Here is a 17,734-nt window from a genome sequence, read left to right as displayed (position 1 = left end):
GTTCGTCGGTGATCCGGAGTAGCCTCCGGTTCTGCCGACGACGCTACACCCGAAACGGAGGCACCTCCACTTATGCCGCGCGCCGATGCCGCCCGTAACCGCGCCCGCCTGCTCGACGCCGCCGCGGACGCCTTCGCCGCGGGCGGCGAGGTGACGCTGGAGAAGGTCGCGCGCGACGCCGGCGTCGGGATCGGCACGCTCTACCGGCACTTCCCGACCCGCGAGACGCTCGTCGAGGCGGTGTACCGCAACGAGCTCGAGGCCCTGTGCCGCGACCTGGACATCCGGCCCGACGCAGCGACCGGCTTCCGCGCCTGGCTGGACCGCTACGCCGAGTTCGTCCTCACCAAGCGCGGCATGGCCGACACGTTCCGCGCGATGGTCGCGGACGGGTCGCTCGCGTCGCTGCGCACGCGCGAGTCGGTCGACGCCGCCGTCGGGACCTTCCTGACGGCGGGCGCGGCCGACGGTTCCCTGCGCCCCGGCATCGAGCCGGACGACCTGGTGACCCTGCTGGTGGGGACGTTCGTGACGATGCAGGACGTCGACGACCGCGCCCGCACGGCCCGGCTGCTGGACCTCGTGGTGTGCGCTGCGCGCCCGTGAGGCCGGGGCGTCAGAAGGGCGGGTCGTCGTCCGCGGGTGGAGGTGGCCGGCGGTTCCGGTCGATGGCCCGGATGGCCACGACCGTCGCGCGCGCCGCACTCGTGACGTGGCCGTAGCGGTTGCGACGGGGCTTCCAGGGCGTGGTGTCACGGGGCGGGCCGAACGCCGAGAGGGGCAGGGCGGGTCCGGTCGCCGCAGGGATCTCGATGACGGGCTCGAAGGGTTCGGGCCGCACCTCGTGGCGGGTGCCGTTGGGGCTGGTCCAGACGAAGTGCCCGGCGTCGGGTTGCTCGAGGACCCACCCGGCGGCCGGTGTGTGCTTGAGCCGGTGGTGCCGTCGGCACAGCGGCCCGAGGTTGTCCGGGAGCGTGAGACCGTCGTCCGTCACCGCGACGGTGTGGTCGAGGTCGGCGCCGTAGGCCGGCCGTGAGCAGCCGGGGAATCGACACGTCCGGTCCCGGGCTCGGACCCAGTCGTCGAGGTCGGCGCCGGGGAACCGGCGGTCGGCGTCGCGGTCACTGCGGGCCGGGTGCCGCTCGGGATGGGCGCGGGCGTGCGCCAGCGCAGCCTGGGCGGACGCGACGAGGTCGCCGTGCAGCGCCTCCGCGGGAACGAGGGCGTCGAGTTCGTCGGTGAAGGCCACGAGTTCGACGATCTGGGCGCGGTGCGGGTCGTCGGGCGCGCTGAGCCCGTCGCCGGGTGGCCCGACGAGCAGGGAGTGTTCGAGGAACCCGGTGGTGCGGTCGTAGAGGTGCAGGCGCCATCGGGCCGCCCGCCGCCGCAGGGCGAGCGCGCGACCGGTCGGAGCGGCGACGACACCCCAGCCCGGCACCTCGGCGGGGCGACGGTCGAGCCTGAGCAGGGTCGGGAGGCCCAACCGGACGGCAACCCGTCGACGGAACGGCAGCCTCGACCCGAGAGCGTGGGACCGACCCGGATCGCCCGGGCCGTCATCGTCCGCGCCGTCATCGTCCGGGCCACCGTCCTCCGGGCCACCGTCATCCGGGCCACCGTCGTCCGGGCCACCGTCGTCCGGGCCGCCAGCGGCAGGTTCTCCGGCGAGGAGTTCCGCGGCCAGGCGGGCGACCAGGTCGGGATCGCCGTGGCCGAGATGATCGCGGCCGAGCAGCCGGACGAACACGTGCGCCTGCACCACGCCCTCGCTCATGTCGACGTTCGCGGCGCGGAGCCCGACCAGGACCGCGTCGGCGACCGCGACGAGGTGGTCGTAGGCGTCCTTCGCAGCCTCCCAGGGCAGGTCGAGACCGGACAGCTCGGCCGCCCCCGAGGGCCCGATCCGCGCCAGCACGCGTGCGCGGGCGATCGCCGCAGCTCGGCGCGCCTCGTCCCAGTCGGGATCGATCTCCGCGGCGGCGACCTCGATCATCTCGCGCAGCTTCTGGTGCGGGGTGCGCGGTGCTCGGGCGAGCAGCCGATCGACCACCGCGACCGCCCGGTCTCGGTCGAGCTCGCGCAGGGTCGAGACGAACAACCACGCCTTCGTCGGCTCCAGGGCGCCGGAGGCCATCGCCTCACCGAGAGCGGGCAGCCGCTCGAGAACGCCGTCGGCAAGTTCCAGCCGCGCTCCGGCCATGGACGCCGACCACCCCAGCGCGGCCGCGGCCACCGCCCCGTCGTCCCGACCGGTCTCACGGACCGTCGTCCCCGCCCGCGAGCGACACGCCTCCCGCAGCCACCGCAGCTTCGTCCACGCGGCGCGGTTCTCGGCGGCGAACGCCGCCCGCAGCTCGTCCTCCGCGAGCTCACCGGGCACCGCGGACGGCTCGAGCTCGACCGGTGCCGCAGAGGCAACGGTCGGTTCGAGCGGCAGCGCGGTCATGGCTCAAGTGTCGAACACCTGTTCGAGAAGATCCAGCCGCCGATCGTACGAACTCGATCACCGCCGATCGGCCTCACCGGGCCGAAGGCCTCCTCAGGAACCGCCCCGCCGGCTCGCCGACGACCTTGCCGTCGGCGAACACCGTGCGGCCCCGCAGGAACGTGCGCGTGACGGTCGAGCCGATCTCCAGGCCGCGGAACGGAGTGTACTCCTGGGTGGACTCCGAGTCCGCCGGGTCCACGGTCCACGAACGGTCCGGGTCGACCAGCGCGATGTCGGCGTCGAAGCCGGGCGCGAGGTCGCCCTTGGTCGCGCCGAGCCCGAAGCGCTGCGCCGGCGCCGTCGAGGTCAGCTCGGCGATCCGTGACAGCGGCAGGCCCCGCTTCAGGCCCTCCCCCACGAGCCCGGGCAGCAGGTACTCCGTGCCGCCGAACCCGGACTTGGCGGCGAACACGTCCTCGTGGTCGTCCCCGAACTTCGTCGCTTCCTTGCAGCACGCGTGGTCGGACACGACCCACGACACGTCGCCCGCCAGCACGTGCCGCCACAGCGCCTCGACGTCCTCGCGCGGGCGCAGCGGCGGGTTGACCTTGCCGCCCACGCCGTCCGCGGTGTGGATGTCGGCGAGCAGGTGCCCGACGGTGACCTCCCGGCGGAAGTCCACGTGCGGGAACGTCTGCGCCATCAGCATCGCGGCCTCGAGCGCCTTGGCCGACGACAGGTGCAGCAGGTTGATCGTCGGGAGCCCGGTCTCGTGCGCGAGGTACGAGGCGATCGTGACGGCGAGTCCCTCGGAGTGCGGCGGCCGCGAGGCGCTGTAGGCCTCCAGCCCGGAGAGCGTCCCCTCCTGCTCGACGATCTTCGTGTACGCCGTCATGATCTCCGCGGTCTCGCAGTGCAGCGACAGCGAGATGGCGTCGGCGATGTCCGGGCGGGCCTCGCGGGCGCGCTGGATGCCGCGCATGACGAACTCGAAGTGGGCGATGTCGTAGCGCTCGCCCTCGGGGATCATGAGGAAGTCGTTCTGGGCGTTCGAGCGACCGTGCAGCCCGTGGCTGCCGTAGAACATGAAGATCTTGAACGACGTGACGCCGTGCTCGTCGACCAGCGTCGGGATCTCGTCGATGTGGCCAGCCGACATCGGCGCGAGGTGGAAGGCGTAGTCGACGTACGAGCGGCCGTCGGACGCCGCCAGCACCCGCGGGAAGAACTCCGAGTACGGCCCGCCGGTGTTCAGGTAATACTGGCCGGTCCGCATGTAGGTCAGCGAGGTCGTGACGCCGCCCTGGGCGCACGCGCGGCTCTCGGTGGCGGTGTCCTCCTCCAGCGGGTTGTAGATCCCCCAGTGCTGGTGGGCGTCCACGACGCCAGGGAACGCGAGCTGGCCGCGCCCGTCAACGACCTCACGGGCGTCGTCGCCGAGGTCCGGACCGACCGCGGCGACACGGCCGTCGTCGACGGCGATGTCGCCGAGAGCCGCGTCACCGACGCCCGGCCGGACGACGCGGACGTTGCGGAGGATCAGGTCGTGCGTCATGCGTGAACCTTCCTGACGGTGGATGCCTGCGAGGCGCAGTGGTCGGCGGCGCGATAGGCCAGGCCGAGGGCGGGGAGCAGGCCGTTGCCCGCGAGGTAGCCGGCGGCGCCGTGGCCGGACATGCCGACCGCCGCGCCCCCGGAGGCGTAGAGCGAGCCCAGCGGGACGCCGCCCGCGTCGAGCACCCGGGCGTCGGCGTCGACGTGCAGCCCGCCCTGGGTGTGGAACAGGGCCGGGACGATCTCGACGGCGGCGTAGGGCGCCTCGAGCGGAGCGGCCACTGATCGGCGTCCAACCCGGTCGAGGGCGGCCTCCCCGCGCGCGACGGCCGCGGCGTCCGCGATCTCGGCCTCGAGCACGGCCGCGTCGACGCCGATCCGCTCCGCGAGCTCCTCGACCGAGTCCCCGCGCCGCACCGCCCCCGCCTCGAGGACGTCGACGTAGTCGGTGAACCCGCGGGTCAGCGCGTCGATCCGCTCGTCGAGGACCACCCAGCCGCGGGCGCCGGGGCGGGCGGCGAGCATCGCGGCGTACTCGGAGTAGCCGACGGTCTCGTCGCCGAAGCGGCGCCCGTCGGCGTCGACGACGATCGCGCCGTTCATGACGGTGGTCCACGTGACGAGCGTCCGCGCGGCGGCGGAGAGCCCGGCATGGCCCTGGTAGGCGTCGAGGTACCCGGATGCCGCGCCCAGCTCGGCGCCGAAGCGCAGCGCGTCGCCGGTGGAGTACTCGCTGCCGTGGTAGGCGGCGTCGGCGATCTCGGGCAGGTGGCGCGCGACGAGCTCCGGGGCGGCGCCGTAGCCGTTCGTCGCGAGCAGCACCGCGGACGCCGTCAGCTCCTCGGACCCGCCGTCGGGACGGGTCAAAGTCACCCGCCACTCCGAGCGAAGGGGCCCTTCGCTCGAACTACTCGACGGAAGGTGCCCTTCGCTCGAAACGGGAGCCAGCCCCGTGAGCCGCGCCGGGCACATCACGTCGATCGACGACGACGCCTCAGCCGCGTCGGCGAGCGCACGCAGCAGCGTCGAGCCGTGGTGGCCGGGCACCGTGTGGCAGCGCCGCACGGAGTGGCCGGGGTAGTCGACGGCGGCCAGCTCGACCGGCAGCCCGACGTGGTCGGCCAGCCACTCGACGAGCTCCGCCCCGAGGTGCGCGAGGGTCGCGGCGACGACCGGGTCGGCTTCGCCGTGGGTCTTGGCGGCGACGTCGGCGAGGAAGCGCTCCGGGGTGTCCTCGACGCCCGCGGCGCGCTGGAAGCGGCTGCCCGGGCCGGGGATCATCGCGGTCGACATGGCGGTGTTGTTGCCCCGCCGGTAGTGCGGGTTCGCCTCGGCGACCACCACCGACAGTCCCTGCTCGGCGGCGCGCAGCGCCCCGGCCAGGCCACCGCCAGCCCCGGCGACCAGCAGGTCGACGTCGGCCATGCCCGACCTCCGTTCCGTTCAGAGAAACGCACACTGACTCGTGCGTCGCTGCTCATGAGAGCAGCTCACGGCCGCGAGCACAACGGGACGACACGACCGGCTTGACGGCACCCGCCGTCACGATGAACCCTGTGTTTCTTCCAGCGGTACGAGGAGGTCGAGAGTGCCCGAACAGACCGGCGGGACCGAGGCGACGGCCCGGGTGGCCGACGTGCTGCTGCTGTTCGTCGACGGCCCGTCGACCCAGGGGGTCTCGCACATCGCGCGGGAGCTGGGGCTGTCCAAGGCGGTGGTCCACCGCATCCTGACCTCGCTCGCGAGCCGCGGGATGGTCGCCCTCGACCCGGTCAGCCGCGAGTACCGGCTCGGCCCGGCCGCCGCGGCGATCGGGTCGCGGGCGCTGCGCGAGTCCGACCTGCGCCAGGCCGCGCTGCCGCTGATGCGCGAGCTGCGCGACGAGACCCGCGAGACCGCCACGCTCTCCACGCCGGTGCCGCACGGCCGGGTCTACCTGGACCAGGTCGTCGGCACCCACGAGATCAAGATGACCGTCGAGCTGGGCCGCCGGTTCCCGCTGCACGCCGGCTCCTCGGGCAAGTGCATGCTCGCGTTCCTCGCGCCGGAGGAACGCGACCAGGTCCTCGCCGAGCCCCTCGAGGCCCTCACCCCGGGCACCGTCGTCGACCCCGACGTCCTGCGCCCCGAGCTGGACCGGATCGTCGAGCTGGGCTACGCCGCGTCCGCCGGCGAGCGCCAGGCCGACGCCGGGTCGGTCGCGGCCCCCGTCTTCGGGGTGTCCGGCGACGTGCTCGGCGCCATCTCGGTGTGCGGCCCCCGCTACCGCGTCACCGACGAGTTCGTCACCGCGATCGCGCCGCGCGTCGTCGCGGTTGCCGACCGCATCTCCCACCGTCTCGGCGCCGCTCCGCGACGCCCGGAAAGGACCGCATGACCGCCCTCGCCGGACTCAAGGTGCTCGACGTCGCGACGCTGTTCGCGGGTCCGCTCGCCGCCACCCTGCTCGGCGACCACGGCGCCGACGTCATCAAGATCGAGCACCCCCGCGGCGACCCCAGCCGCACGCACGGCGCCGCGAAGGACGGCGTCGGGCTGTGGTGGAAGATGCTCGGCCGCAACAAGCGCTCGGTCACCCTCGTCCTCTCCACCCCGGAGGGCCAGGAGGTGTTCCGCGAGCTCGCGGCGGACGCCGACGTGATCATCGAGAACTTCCGGCCCGGCACGCTCGAGCGCTGGGGCCTCGGCCCGGACGTGCTGCGCGAGCGCAATCCCGGCCTCGTCGTCGCCCGCGTCACCGGTTTCGGCCAGTTCGGGCCGTACGCCTCGCGCCCGGGGTTCGGCACGCTCGCCGAGGCGATGAGCGGCTTCGCCGCGATCACCGGCGAGCCCGACGGGCCGCCCACCCTCCCGCCCTTCGGACTCGCCGACGGCGTCACCGCGCTGACCACGGCCTTCGCGATCATGACGGCGCTGCGGGCGCGCGAGCAGACCGGGCGCGGCCAGGACGTCGACATGGCGATCATCGAGCCGCTGCTCACGGTGCTCGGCCCGCAGGTCATCGCCTACGACCAGCTCGGCGAGCTCCAGCCGCGGCACGGCAACCGATCGTCGAACAACGCCCCGCGCAACACCTACGAGTGCGCCGACGGCCGGTGGGTCGCCGTCTCGACGAGCGCGCAGTCGATCGCCGAGCGCGTCATGCGACTGGTCGGGCACCCGGAGCTGATCGACGAGCCGTGGTTCGCGGCCGGGTGGTCACGCGCGCAGCACGCCGACGAGCTCGACGAGGCGGTCGGCTCCTGGATCGCGGCGCGCGACCGCGACGAGGTCGTGGAGGCGTTCGAGAAGGCCGAGGCCGCCGTCGCGCCGATCTACACCGCGGCCGACGTCCTGGCCGACCCGCAGTACGCGGCGCTGGAGAGCATCGTGACCGTCGACGACGACGAGCTCGGCCCGGTCCGCTTCCAGAACGTCCCCTTCCGGCTCTCGGAGACCCCGGGCGCGGTCCGGACGGCGGGTCCGGCCCTGGGCCGCCACACCGCGGAGGTCCTCGCGGAGCACGGCGTCGACGCCGAGCGGCTCGAGCAGCTCCGGGCGGCGGGCGCGGTATGAGCGGCTACGGCATCGCCCGCAGCTGGCTCTACGTCCCCGGCCACCGCCCGGACCTCGTCGCGAAGGCCCTGGACGGCGAGGCCGAGGCGGTGGTCGTCGACCTCGAGGATGCGGTGCCCGCCGGATCCAAGGCCCTGGCCCGGGAGACGTTGGCTCGGCTGAGCAGCACGAAGCCGCTGTGGGTCCGGATGAATCTTCCCGACGACGAGGCGGGTCGGCTCGATCTCGACGTCCTCGCCGGCCTGCCGATCGACGGGGTCCGCGTGCCCAAGGCGACCGACCCCGCCGTCGTGAAGGATCTGGCGCAGGCACTCGGGAAGCCGCTGCACCTGCTGCTCGAGTCCGCCCTCGGCGTGGAGCGGGCGTTCGAGCTGGCCAGAGTCCACGAGCTCGTCGTCGGACTCTCCCTCGGCGAGGCCGACCTGGCCGCCGACCTGCGTGTCCGCGACCGGGCTGCGCTCGAGTGGGCGCGCCAGCGGGTCGTCGTGGCGAGCCGGGCCGCCGGGTTGGCGAGTCCGGTCGCGCCGGTGTGGACCGACGTCGCCGACCTCACCGGGCTGGCCGCCGACACCGCCGCCGCCCGCGACCGCGGCTTCCACGGCCGGTCGGTGATCCACCCGCGGCAGGTCCCGGTGGTCCACCGAGCCTTCACCGCTACGCCCGACGAGCTCGCCCGCGCCCGGGCGCTGCTCGCCTCGCTCGAGGACTCGACCGAGACCGCCTTCCTCGACGCGGACGGCCGCTTCGTCGACCCCGCCGTCGTCGCGGGAGCCAGAGCCCTGCTCGCCCAGAACGAGGAGACCCGATGACCACCGCCACACCGACCCGCGCCCTGCTCGACGCGATCGCCGGCGGCGTGCGCACCGTCGAGCTCGGCCAGCCGCTGTTCACCGGCATGCCGTGCTCGCCGAACCACCCCGGCTTCCGGATGACGCTGATCCGTCGCCACGGCGACATGGTCCGTCCCGACGGCGGGTCCGCCTCCAACGAGATGATCGTGACCGGCGGGCACGTCGGCACCCACGTCGACGCGCTCTCGCACGTCAGCCACGAGGGCTGCCTGCACGGCGGGGTCGACGCGGCCGAGGCGCAGGTCGGCGGGGTGCACCGCGAGCACGGCGCGGAGACGATCCCGCCGATGATCACCCGCGGCGTGCTGCTCGACGTGGCCGCCGCCCGCGGGGTGGACGTGCTGGAGCCGGGCGAGGCCGTGACGGCCGCCGACCTGGCCGCGGCCGGCCCGGAGCCGGGCCCGGGCGACGTCGCGGTGATCCGCACCGGCTGGGCGCGGCACTTCGGGACCGCCGCGACCTACCTCGGCCAGGCCGACGGCGTCCCGGGCGTCGACGAGAGCGGCGCTGCGTGGCTCGCCGAGCGCGGCGTCGTCGCGGCCGGCAGCGACACCACCGCCTTCGAGCGCATCCCGCCGGGCGCCGGGCACGCCGTGCTGCCGGTGCACCGGATCCTGCTGGTGGAGAACGGCATCCACATCATCGAGCACCTGGCGCTGGAGGACGCCCACGACGCGGGCCTCACCGAGTTCGTGTTCGTCATGGCGCCGCTGCGCATCGTGGGCGGCACCGGCTCCCCGGTCCGGCCGGTGGCGGTGCTCGCGTGACCGCCGTCGTGACCCGCACCCCCGCCCAGCAGGTCGCCGACCTCGCCGTCCGGGTCGTGGCCGAGGGCCTGCCCGCCGAGCTGCGCGACGACCTCGCCGCGCGCACCGTCGACCTGCTCGGCAACTGCCTGGCCGCCCGGCGCGAGGAGCCCGGCCGGATCGTCTCGGCCGTCGTCGACGAGTGGGGCGGGCGCGGCGCGGCGACGTCGTTCGCCACCGGGGAGCAGCTCCCCGCCCCCTCGGCCGCCCTGGTCAACGGCACGCTCGCCCACTCGCTGGACTTCGACGACACCCACCTGCCGTCGGTCCTGCACCCGTCGGCCGCCGTGCTGCCCGCCGCGTTCGCCGCCGCCGAGGCCGCGGGCGCGAGCGGGCCCGCCTTCCTCGACGCGGCCGCCGTCGGGGTGGAGCTGACCTGCCGGCTCGGGATGGCCGGGTACGACGAGGAGCTCGGCAACTCCGTGTTCTTCGAGTACGGCCAGCACGCGACCGCGATCTGCGGGGCCGTGGGCGCCGCCGTCGCGGCCGGGATGCTGCGCGGGCTCGACGCCGACCAGCTCACCTCGGCGATCGGCATCGCCGCCTCCATGGGCGCCGGCGTCATCGAGGCCAACCGCACCGGCGGCACCGTCAAGCGGGTGCACTGCGGGTGGGCGGCGCACGCCGGGGTCGCGGCCGCGGACCTCGCCCGCCACGGCCTCACCGGCCCGCCGACCGTCCTCGAGGGGCGCTTCGGTTTCCTGCAGGCGTTCTGCGGCGACCGGGTGCGGATCGAGGAGGTCACCGAGGGGCTCGGCGAGCGCTGGGAGACCCTGCGCGTGTTCTACAAGCCCTACCCCTGCAACCACTTCACGCACGCCGGCATCGACGCCGCACTCGCCCTGCGCGACCGCGGAATCCGTCCCGACGACGTCGAGCGGCTCGTCCTGGGCGTGCCCGCCCCGGTGCTGCGCACGATCGCGGAGCCGGCCGCGGAGAAGGCCCACCCGCGCTCCGGGTACCACGCGGCGTTCTCCGGGCCCTACACCGTCGCGGCGGCCCTGACCGGTGACCGCGGTGGCCTGGGGGTCTCGCACGCCGACTTCACCGACGCCGCGGCGGCCGACCCGGCCCGGCTCGCCGTGGCCGCCCTGGTGGAGTGCGTTCCCGACGACGAGGCCACGGCCGGCTTCCCGCGCGCCTTCCCCGCCGTCCTCACCGCGCACCTGCGCTCCGGGGAGGTCGTCACCGAGCGGGTCCGCGACAACCGCGGCGGGCCGGTGCGCCCGCTCTCGGCCGCCGAGCACGAGACGAAGTTCGTCATGAACGCCGGCTCCGGGGCGGGCGACCTGGCGGCCCGCGTCTGGGACCTGCGGGACTCCACCACCCCGGCGGACCTCGCTCGTTCCTTCTACCGGAACGATTGACAATTCAGGGTCACGGGTCGGAGCTGCACCATTGACCCGATCTCCGTCGAGCACCATTCTTCACGTCAACGCCATTCGGCATTCGTTCCTATCAGCGGAACGCGCTACGGACAGGTGAGGACCATGCCCACCCGCTTTCGTTGGGTCACGATCGGACTGATCGTCGCCCTGATCGTCATCAACTACGTCGACCGGAGCGCGATCTCGTACGCGGTCACGCCGTTCAAGACCGAGTTCGGGATCACCGACACCCAGTACGGCGTCGTCTCGAGCGTCTTCTCGATCGGCTACGCGGTCTTCGCGTTCCTCTCCGGTCCGCTCGTCGACCGGTTCGGCCCACGCAAGGTGCTCATCGCCGCGGTCGCGCTGTTCTCCCTGACGACGGCGCTGGTGCCGCTCGCGGGTGGGTTCGTCGGCCTGCTGCTCATCCGCATCGTGCTCGGCGCGGCGGAGGCTCCGGCCTTCCCGGCCGCCACCCGCACCGCGGGCCGCTGGCTCCCGGCGTCGGAGCGCGGCTTCGCGCTCGCCCTGATCGGCGGCGTCGCCGTCTCCGGCAGCCTGCTGATCGCCGGGCCGCTGCTCACCCAGCTCATGGGCGCCGTCGGGTGGCGCGGGATGTTCTGGGTGATCGGCGGGTTCGGGCTGCTGTGGATCGTCGTCGCGCTCGGCCTGCTGCGCAGCACCCCGGAGGAGGCCACACAGCCCAACGACGCCGAGCGCGCCCTCATCGCCGCCGGCCGCGAGGCCGAGATCGCGCACGAGACCCCGGGCCGCACCGACTGGAGCGCCCTGCTGCGCAACCGCAACCTCTGGATCTGCGCGATCGGCTACTTCGCGTGGGGATTCATGTTCTGGGGCTTCATGTACTGGCTCCCGCAGTACCTCTCGACCTCGTTCGGGCTGTCGATCAAGGCGGTCGGCGCGTTCGCGATCGCGCCGTGGGCGGCGGGCATCGTCGGTGCCCTGGTCGGCGGGTTCCTCGTCGACCGGGTCTACCGGCGGACGCAGAGCGTGCGCAGCCGCTACACGATCATGGGCGTCGCGCTGCTGCTCTCGGGCGCCTCGCTGATCCCGGTGTTCCTCGACCCGACCCTCACCGTCGCGCTGATCTTCATCTCCTGCGGCGTCGGCTTCGGGTTCGTCACCGGCGGCATCTGGTGGGTCGCCTCCATCGACGCCGCACCGAGCCAGCCGGGCACCGCCGCCGGCTTCGCCGACGCGGCGTTCGCGATCTCCGGCGTCATCGCACCGGTCGCGATGGGCGCGATCGTCGACAGCACCGGCACGTTCACCAGCGGGTTCGTGACGATGAGCGTGCTCGCCCTGGTCGGCGCGCTCCTGATGCTGTTCGCCACCCGCGAGCCGGCCCGCACCACCGTGGCCCCGGCGCCCGAGACGGTCTGACCCGGTGGCGCAGCCGGACGAGGTCCGGGCCGCCTGAGACGGCAAGATCCTGTCGGTGGGAGCGGACCGCTCGGTCCCCGCCCCACTTCGCGCGGTGGAACGGGATCTTGCCTTCTCCGACGAGACGCCGCGGAACGGGATCCGTGCGGCCGGAGACGGCGAGATCCTGGCGGTGGGAGCGGACCGCTCGGTCCGCGCCCCACTTCGCGCGGTAGAACGAGATCTTGCCGGTCGTCCTACAGCCGGGCGAGCGCGTCGGCCGGTCCGGTCCACACGTGCGCGTCCCACCCGTGGGCGCGGGCGGCCTCGACGTTGACGGGCTTGTCGTCGAAGAAGGTGCACTCGCCCGGCGTGGTGCCGTAGGCGCGGTCGGCGGCGGCGTAGATCGCGGGGTCGGGCTTGACCAGGCCGACCTCCGCGGAGAACACGAGCGTCTCGAAGCGCTGCGACCAGGTCGCCGTGCGGACGGTCCGGGCCAGATGTGCCGGTGCGTTGGAGAGCACGGCCGTCCGCCGATCGCCGAGCGCGGCCAGAAACTCCGCCGACTCCGCCGGGAGGTCCGCCCACTTCGTCGCGTCGATCGCGGTCAGCTCGGCGGCGTCGCCGTCCGAGATCGTGGCGCCGAGCGCCGCACCGACCGCGGTCCAGTAGGCGAGGTCGGCCCCGCCGAGGTCATAGGCCTCCCGCGGCCCGTAGTAGACCGCCTCCAGCGCCGGCCTCGACACCCCGAGCCGCTCGGCGACAGCCGTCATCACCGCGTCCGACGCCACCAGCACGCCACCGAGGTCCAGGACGATCACGGTGGTCGACCGTAGCCCGGCCGTCGTCGACCGTCCCTGCCTCGCCTTGTCGCGGGGAACCCACGGCCCGCCCCCACCATGTCGCTGGGAATCCCAACGACAAGGTGCCGCCGGACCGCGGAGAACCCGCGACAAGGCGCGGCGGCCCCGCCCAACCGTGTGCGGCACGCACATCCGGCGTCAGCTCACGCCGCCCCGCCCAACCGTGCGCGCCACGCACATCCGGCGCCGGCTCACACCGCCCTGCCCGACCGTGTGCGTCGCGCACACCATCCGGATCACCGCAGCGCCCCCTCGCACGAGCGCACCACCGCCCGCGCCACCTCCGCCGCCGCCCTCGAGGTCAGCGGGGACTCCGCCCGGGTCCGCCACCGGTCCAGTGCCTCGAGCGTCGCGGCCCGCACGTCCTCGCCCGGCGCGACGCCCAACCGCGCGTGCGGGTCCGGGCCATCCCCGCCGAGCAGCCGCTCCGCCTCCGGCTGGGTCTCCGCGGGCATCGTCACCTGGCCCTGGCGCAGGGCCGCGAGCAGGCGTTGCTCGGTGAACTCGTGGGCGCCGGTGAGCACCCGCTCGAGCTCCGCGGCGACCCCGCCCGAGTCCGGCCGCGGCGCCCGCGCGAGCACCATCTCCACCGCGAGCAGCGCCGACCGCGCCTTGTGCACGTCGCGCCGCCCGACCACCCGCGACCCCAGCACGTCCCGCAGCTCCTCCAGCCCGGAGCGCTTGACCAGCTCCTCGGCCAGCGACACGGAGTCCGTGACGCCCCGCCCGGTCCGCGCCCCGCGACGCAGCACCGTGGTCGCGGACCGGATGCCGAACACCCCGAACCGGTCCATCAGCGCCCGGCGGGCCGGTGCGTCGAGCCGCGTCCCGTCCGGGTCGGAGGCCAGGGCCTCGGCGACGACGGCGGGTGGGTCGGCCGCACAGAACCGGTCCGCAGACAGCAGCAGCGCGTCGACCTCGGCCCGCGGCGCCCGGGCCAGCGCCTGCAACGTCGTGAACTCCGCCTGGCGCAGCGTCCGCGCGCTCTCGGCGAGCAGCCCGTCGACCGCCACGACCGTCTGGCACAGCGGCCGCAGCGCCGGGTCGTCGCGGTAGGCCTCCGCGACCCGACCCGCCGTCGTGACCGCATCGAGCCCGCCGCCGCCGATCTCGTCGGCGCGCGACAGCACCACGACCGTCCCCGACGCCCCGACCGCGCCCAGTCCGCCGGCCCCTCCCCGGGCGAGGTCGGCGAACGCCTCGAGGAACCCGACGTCGTTCCGGTGGGCGTGGCGCATGAGGTAGACGACCGCGTCCGCCCCGGACGGCCGGTCGTCCGGCGTGACGAAGGCCAGCGTGCGCCGCGAGTTGGTCTCGCGGATGGAGTCGAGGCCGGGGGTGTCGACGAGTGTGGTCTCCGCCAGTCCGCGTGAGGGCCAGTCGACGAGCAGCCGGCCCACCCGCGCGGGATCGACGCCCCGCAGGTCGATCCGCAGCCCCTCGCGGTCCTGCACGAACGGCACCGGGCCCCGCCGGCCGTCGGTGTCCTCGCGCAGCACCGCGGGCGACGGCGCGTCCCGGTACCAGGTGACCAGCCGGGTGCACTCCCCCGCGTCCGTCGCCGCGACCCGCTCCCCGACCAGCGCGTTCAGCAGCGTCGACTTCCCCGCCTTCAGCGTCCCGGCCAGCGCCACCCGCAGCGGTTCGTCCAGGCGCGACCGCGCGTCGTGGAGCACCGCGCGCGCCCAGTCGGTCGCCGGATCCGGCCCACCCGTGGCGTACAGGCGTTGCGCGTTCCCGACGACGGCCCGGGCCTGGTCGGTCAGGCGGGCGGCGGGAGCGGGCGCGCTCACGCCCCGACCAGCCGGGCCGGCCCGACGCTCTCCCGCACCGTCCGCGCCCGCGCCGCGAGCGACTCGATCCGCTCCAGCTCCGCCTCGACGTCCGCGAGCCGCGCCGTCCGCTTCGCCCCGTCCGCCTCCACCGCCTTCGCCGCCTGCGAGGTGGCGTTGAGGGACCGCTCGAGCTGCTCGGCGGTCGAGGTGAAGTGGTCCCGCAGGGTGCGCTGGACCTCGCGGAGCATGTCGCGGGAGTTCTTGCCGGCCTGGAAGATGACGTCGTCGACGTGCCGCCGGACGGCCTGCTTCGCCTCGGCCTGACGACGGCGCAGGGCGCGCTTGCGCTCGTCGATCAGGGTCTTGGAGCCCAGCAGCAGACCCGCGCCGATCGAGAACGGGTTGATCAGGGCGAGCCCGGCCAGGGTGGTCATCATGCCGATCATCAGCAGACCCCCGTAGGACCCCCGCATCCCGATCAGCATCGACTGCGAGAACCCGAACTTCTCGTGGTCGGGCGCGGCCAGGAGCCCGACCGGGTCCGCCGACATCGGCTGCCCCTCCGGCGACGTCATCGGCGGCAGGACGCCCTCGCCGTCCTCGGCGAAGTGGGTCGCGACGCGCTCCGCCAGCCACCGGGTCCGTTCCTCGGCCCACACCACGTTCGTCGAGACCGCTGCCGATACCTGCTGGTGCAGCCACGGCGCGAACTGCTCCCACGTCTTGGCCGGGTCGGTGTCGTCGAGCGCGGCCTCGGCATCGGTGGTGACGGTGCGCAGGCGGTCGCGCAGGTCGTACTCGATGTCGGAGACGAGGTCCTGGGTGCCGTCGTTGAGGGTCTGCTGCCAGCGGGCGGCGCGGTCGCGCAGGGCGGCGACCCGGGCCGTCGAGCGCTCCAGCTCGTCGGAGATGCGCTGCGCGCGGGCGGGGTCGGCGAGGGCGTCACGCTCGGCGCGGAACCGGGCCGCCAGCTGCTCGCACACCACCAGCACCTCGTCGGCGGCCATCCGCGTCCGCCGGGCGTGCCGCCCACCGACGACGTCCTCGCGCAGCAGCCGCCGCACCTCGACGACGCCGGACTCGGTCACGAGCGACGCCTCGTCGTTCTCCGCCCCGTGCAGCGCGAGCGCCGACGACGTCGTCAGGACCGGGACCGCGCGGAGACGGTCACCCGCCCGGTCGAGGTGGGAGCGGTCGATCTCGGCGATGCGGCGCCACTGCGGGTGCAGGTCGGCGCGGGTCAGCACCACCGCGACCGTCGGGCACACCGCGGCCGCCGTCCGGACCAGCGCGAGCTCCGGCGCGGTCAGCTCCCGACCGGCGTCGCAGACCAGCAGCACCCCGTCCGAGCCCGGCATCTCGGCCATCGTCGAGACCGACGCCGGCGAGGCGAGACCACCGGCGCCCGGGGTGTCGACGAGGCGCAGGCCCTGCAGCTCCTCGATCGGCAGGCTCGCCTCCGCGTGCGACCAGCCCGCCGCGTTGTCGGGGTTGCCCTTCTCCGTGACGTGGTCGGCGAGCTGCGTCGGCGAGATCTGCTGCTGCTCCTGGCCGCCCTCGACCGCCCGGACCAGCGTCACCGACCGCTGCTCGCCGTGGACGCAGACCGTCGGGACCGTGGTCGCCTTGTGCGCGTCCGTCGGCAGGGCCCGGCCCCCGAGGATCGCGTTGACCAGCTCGGTCTTGCCGGCCTTGAACTCCCCCACGACGAGCACCCGGGCCCGGTCGTCCGCGACGGTCCGGGCCACGACGGCGAGCCGCGACTCCAGGTCGGGCCGCTCGTAGGCCTTCGCGGCCTGCCGGGCGGTGTTGACGAGATCGCCCAGGTTCTTCGTGCTCACGTGTCTCCCCCACACACACGAAGGCCGGGACACGGTGTCCCGTGTCCCGGCCTCGTCGTCACGCCGCAGACGTTACGCGGCCGTGATACCGCTCGAAGCGGTTAGCCCGTTCAGAGCGGCAGCAGCGAGGAGTGCGTGATCTCGCCGCCGTGGCTGGCGTCGTCGGTGTGGCTCAGGTCGTTGTCGCTGAGCAGCTTGTTGTCGTGGATCGACGAGTCGGTGTTCGTCGAGTTGTCCTGGTCGGAGTTGTCGACGTTGTTCGAGTCGTGCTGCGAGTTGTCGACCGAGTTGTCCTGGTCGGAGTTGTCGGTGTTGTTCGAGTCGTGCTGCGAGTTGTCGGTCGACGCGTCGGTGACGGTGTTGACGCCGGCGCCGAAGTTGATGCCGCCGTGGTCACCGGCGTTCACGTTGCCGGTGTCGAAGACGGAGCCCTCACCGAAGGCGGCGTTGGCGCCCTGGCCCGCGACCTGGTTCTCGTCCCCGACGACGTTGCCGTCCCCGTGGGTGATCGGGGCGTTGTTGTCGCCGCCCACGAAGGTGCCGCCGTCGCCGACGTTGGTCGTGGTGTTGTCGACGCGGATGTCCGCGTCGTCGCCGGCCCAGATCTTCGTGATGTTGTTCGTCGTGTTGTACGTGTCGTGCGAGTCGTACGAGTAGTTGTTCGTGACGTAGTTCAGGTGCGCCACGACCTGGTCGGTCGGGCTGCAGTGCGGAGCCGGGCGGCCCTCGTCGTCGCAGTCGATCGGCTTGTGGTGGTGGTGCTCGTGGCCGTCGTCGTGCCGGGGCTCGGAGTCCCAGCAGTCGTCGTCGTCGCAGTCGTCCTCGTACTTGGCGCACTTGTCGGCGTCGACCTTCTCGAGGACGACGGGCAGGAGCTCCTTGATGTCGTCGACGCACACGTCGCCGAGGCCGGCCTCACGCAGCGCGGCGTGCGGGTCGTCGCGGAACTCGGCGAGCGCGTCGTGGTTGTTCAGGAGGTCCAGCAGGAACTCGAGCAGCGTCTTCTCGGCCACGGCCATGGTGTGCCCCCACAGGTCGAAGGTGTTGGCGCTCTCGGCGGTGCTGCCGGAGCGGCGTGGTGAGAACAGTCGTCGTCGGGGGCCCACCGGCCATCGGGGCTCCCGCCGGGTTCGCCGGGCGACCCCCTAGGGGATTTCCGTGCGTCCCCCCGGTCGGCACCCCGGGGTCACGGCGAGTGACGCAGGTCCTCCGACCGAACGGAGCAAGCTCACACGATCGAGCTACGAACGTGTAACGACGCCGCGGAGCGGGTCGATGATGGCCACGAGTCAGCGACACGGTGCCGCCCCG

14 protein-coding genes are annotated in these 17,734 nt (G+C 73.9%); 7 read left to right on the top strand and 7 right to left on the bottom strand.

Annotated features, from left to right (window positions below; translation table 11 throughout):
* The first annotated feature begins 72 nt into the window (after positions 1–72).
* On the top strand, positions 73–606 hold the full coding sequence (locus tag QRT03_RS25410) for a TetR/AcrR family transcriptional regulator (RefSeq protein WP_286055914.1): 534 nt from the start codon (positions 73–75) through the stop codon (positions 604–606).
* Positions 607–616: 10 nt separating this feature from the next.
* On the opposite strand, the gene QRT03_RS25405 is transcribed toward QRT03_RS25410, so the two are convergent.
* The 3 genes from QRT03_RS25405 to QRT03_RS25395 form a co-directional block, all read right to left on the bottom strand.
* A complete protein-coding gene (locus tag QRT03_RS25405; protein WP_286055913.1) occupies positions 617–2,446 on the bottom strand; it encodes an HNH endonuclease signature motif containing protein in 1,830 nt (609 codons plus the stop codon).
* Between the two features lie 73 nt (positions 2,447–2,519).
* Positions 2,520–3,983 (bottom strand): dihydroorotase, encoded by a 1,464-nt coding sequence (locus QRT03_RS25400; protein ID WP_286055912.1) that lies wholly within the window; start codon positions 3,981–3,983, stop codon positions 2,520–2,522.
* A complete protein-coding gene (locus QRT03_RS25395; RefSeq protein WP_286055911.1) occupies positions 3,980–5,407 on the bottom strand; it encodes an FAD-dependent oxidoreductase in 1,428 nt (475 codons plus the stop codon). The genes QRT03_RS25400 and QRT03_RS25395 overlap by 4 nt, the downstream gene beginning before the upstream one ends.
* Positions 5,408–5,570: 163 nt before the next feature.
* Between QRT03_RS25395 and QRT03_RS25390 the strand changes: the two genes are divergently transcribed.
* From QRT03_RS25390 to QRT03_RS25365, 6 genes are all read left to right on the top strand, one after another.
* On the top strand, positions 5,571–6,359 hold the full coding sequence (locus QRT03_RS25390) for an IclR family transcriptional regulator (RefSeq protein ID WP_286055910.1): 789 nt from the start codon (positions 5,571–5,573) through the stop codon (positions 6,357–6,359).
* Positions 6,356–7,537 (top strand): CaiB/BaiF CoA transferase family protein, encoded by a 1,182-nt coding sequence (locus QRT03_RS25385; protein WP_286055909.1) that lies wholly within the window; start codon positions 6,356–6,358, stop codon positions 7,535–7,537. Before QRT03_RS25390 ends, QRT03_RS25385 begins: the two co-directional genes overlap by 4 nt.
* A complete protein-coding gene (locus QRT03_RS25380; RefSeq protein WP_286055908.1) occupies positions 7,534–8,346 on the top strand; it encodes an HpcH/HpaI aldolase/citrate lyase family protein in 813 nt (270 codons plus the stop codon). Before QRT03_RS25385 ends, QRT03_RS25380 begins: the two co-directional genes overlap by 4 nt.
* Positions 8,343–9,155, top strand: a complete 813-nt coding sequence (locus QRT03_RS25375; protein WP_286055907.1) for a cyclase family protein — start codon at positions 8,343–8,345, stop codon at positions 9,153–9,155. The genes QRT03_RS25380 and QRT03_RS25375 overlap by 4 nt, the downstream gene beginning before the upstream one ends.
* Entirely contained in the window at positions 9,152–10,561 is a 1,410-nt protein-coding gene (locus QRT03_RS25370) for an MmgE/PrpD family protein (protein ID WP_286055905.1), read from the top strand. The genes QRT03_RS25375 and QRT03_RS25370 overlap by 4 nt, the downstream gene beginning before the upstream one ends.
* Positions 10,562–10,684: 123 nt before the next feature.
* A complete protein-coding gene (locus QRT03_RS25365) occupies positions 10,685–11,965 on the top strand; it encodes an MFS transporter (protein ID WP_286055904.1) in 1,281 nt (426 codons plus the stop codon).
* Positions 11,966–12,201: 236 nt separating this feature from the next.
* On the opposite strand, the gene QRT03_RS25360 is transcribed toward QRT03_RS25365, so the two are convergent.
* The 4 genes from QRT03_RS25360 to QRT03_RS25345 all read right to left on the bottom strand — a co-directional run bounded on the left by QRT03_RS25360 (position 12,202) and on the right by QRT03_RS25345 (position 17,529).
* Positions 12,202–12,765 carry an HAD-IA family hydrolase gene (locus QRT03_RS25360; protein WP_286055903.1) on the bottom strand — a complete coding sequence of 188 codons (564 nt, stop codon included), beginning with the start codon at positions 12,763–12,765 and terminating at the stop codon, positions 12,202–12,204.
* 278 nt (positions 12,766–13,043) lie between these two features.
* Positions 13,044–14,600 (bottom strand): dynamin family protein, encoded by a 1,557-nt coding sequence (locus tag QRT03_RS25355; protein ID WP_286055902.1) that lies wholly within the window; start codon positions 14,598–14,600, stop codon positions 13,044–13,046.
* Positions 14,597–16,423, bottom strand: a complete 1,827-nt coding sequence (locus QRT03_RS25350; RefSeq protein ID WP_286055901.1) for a dynamin family protein — start codon at positions 16,421–16,423, stop codon at positions 14,597–14,599. The genes QRT03_RS25355 and QRT03_RS25350 overlap by 4 nt, the downstream gene beginning before the upstream one ends.
* Before the next feature lie 110 nt (positions 16,424–16,533).
* On the bottom strand, positions 16,534–17,529 hold the full coding sequence (locus QRT03_RS25345) for an IniB N-terminal domain-containing protein (RefSeq protein WP_286055900.1): 996 nt from the start codon (positions 17,527–17,529) through the stop codon (positions 16,534–16,536).
* Positions 17,530–17,734: the final 205 nt, after the last annotated feature.

The sequence above is a fragment of the Actinomycetospora termitidis genome, from assembly GCF_030286555.1.
Taxonomy (GTDB): Bacteria; Actinomycetota; Actinomycetes; order Mycobacteriales; family Pseudonocardiaceae; genus Actinomycetospora; species Actinomycetospora termitidis.
Note: the sequence above shows the minus strand (reverse complement) of the source record. Positions and strands in the feature narration are given on the sequence as shown.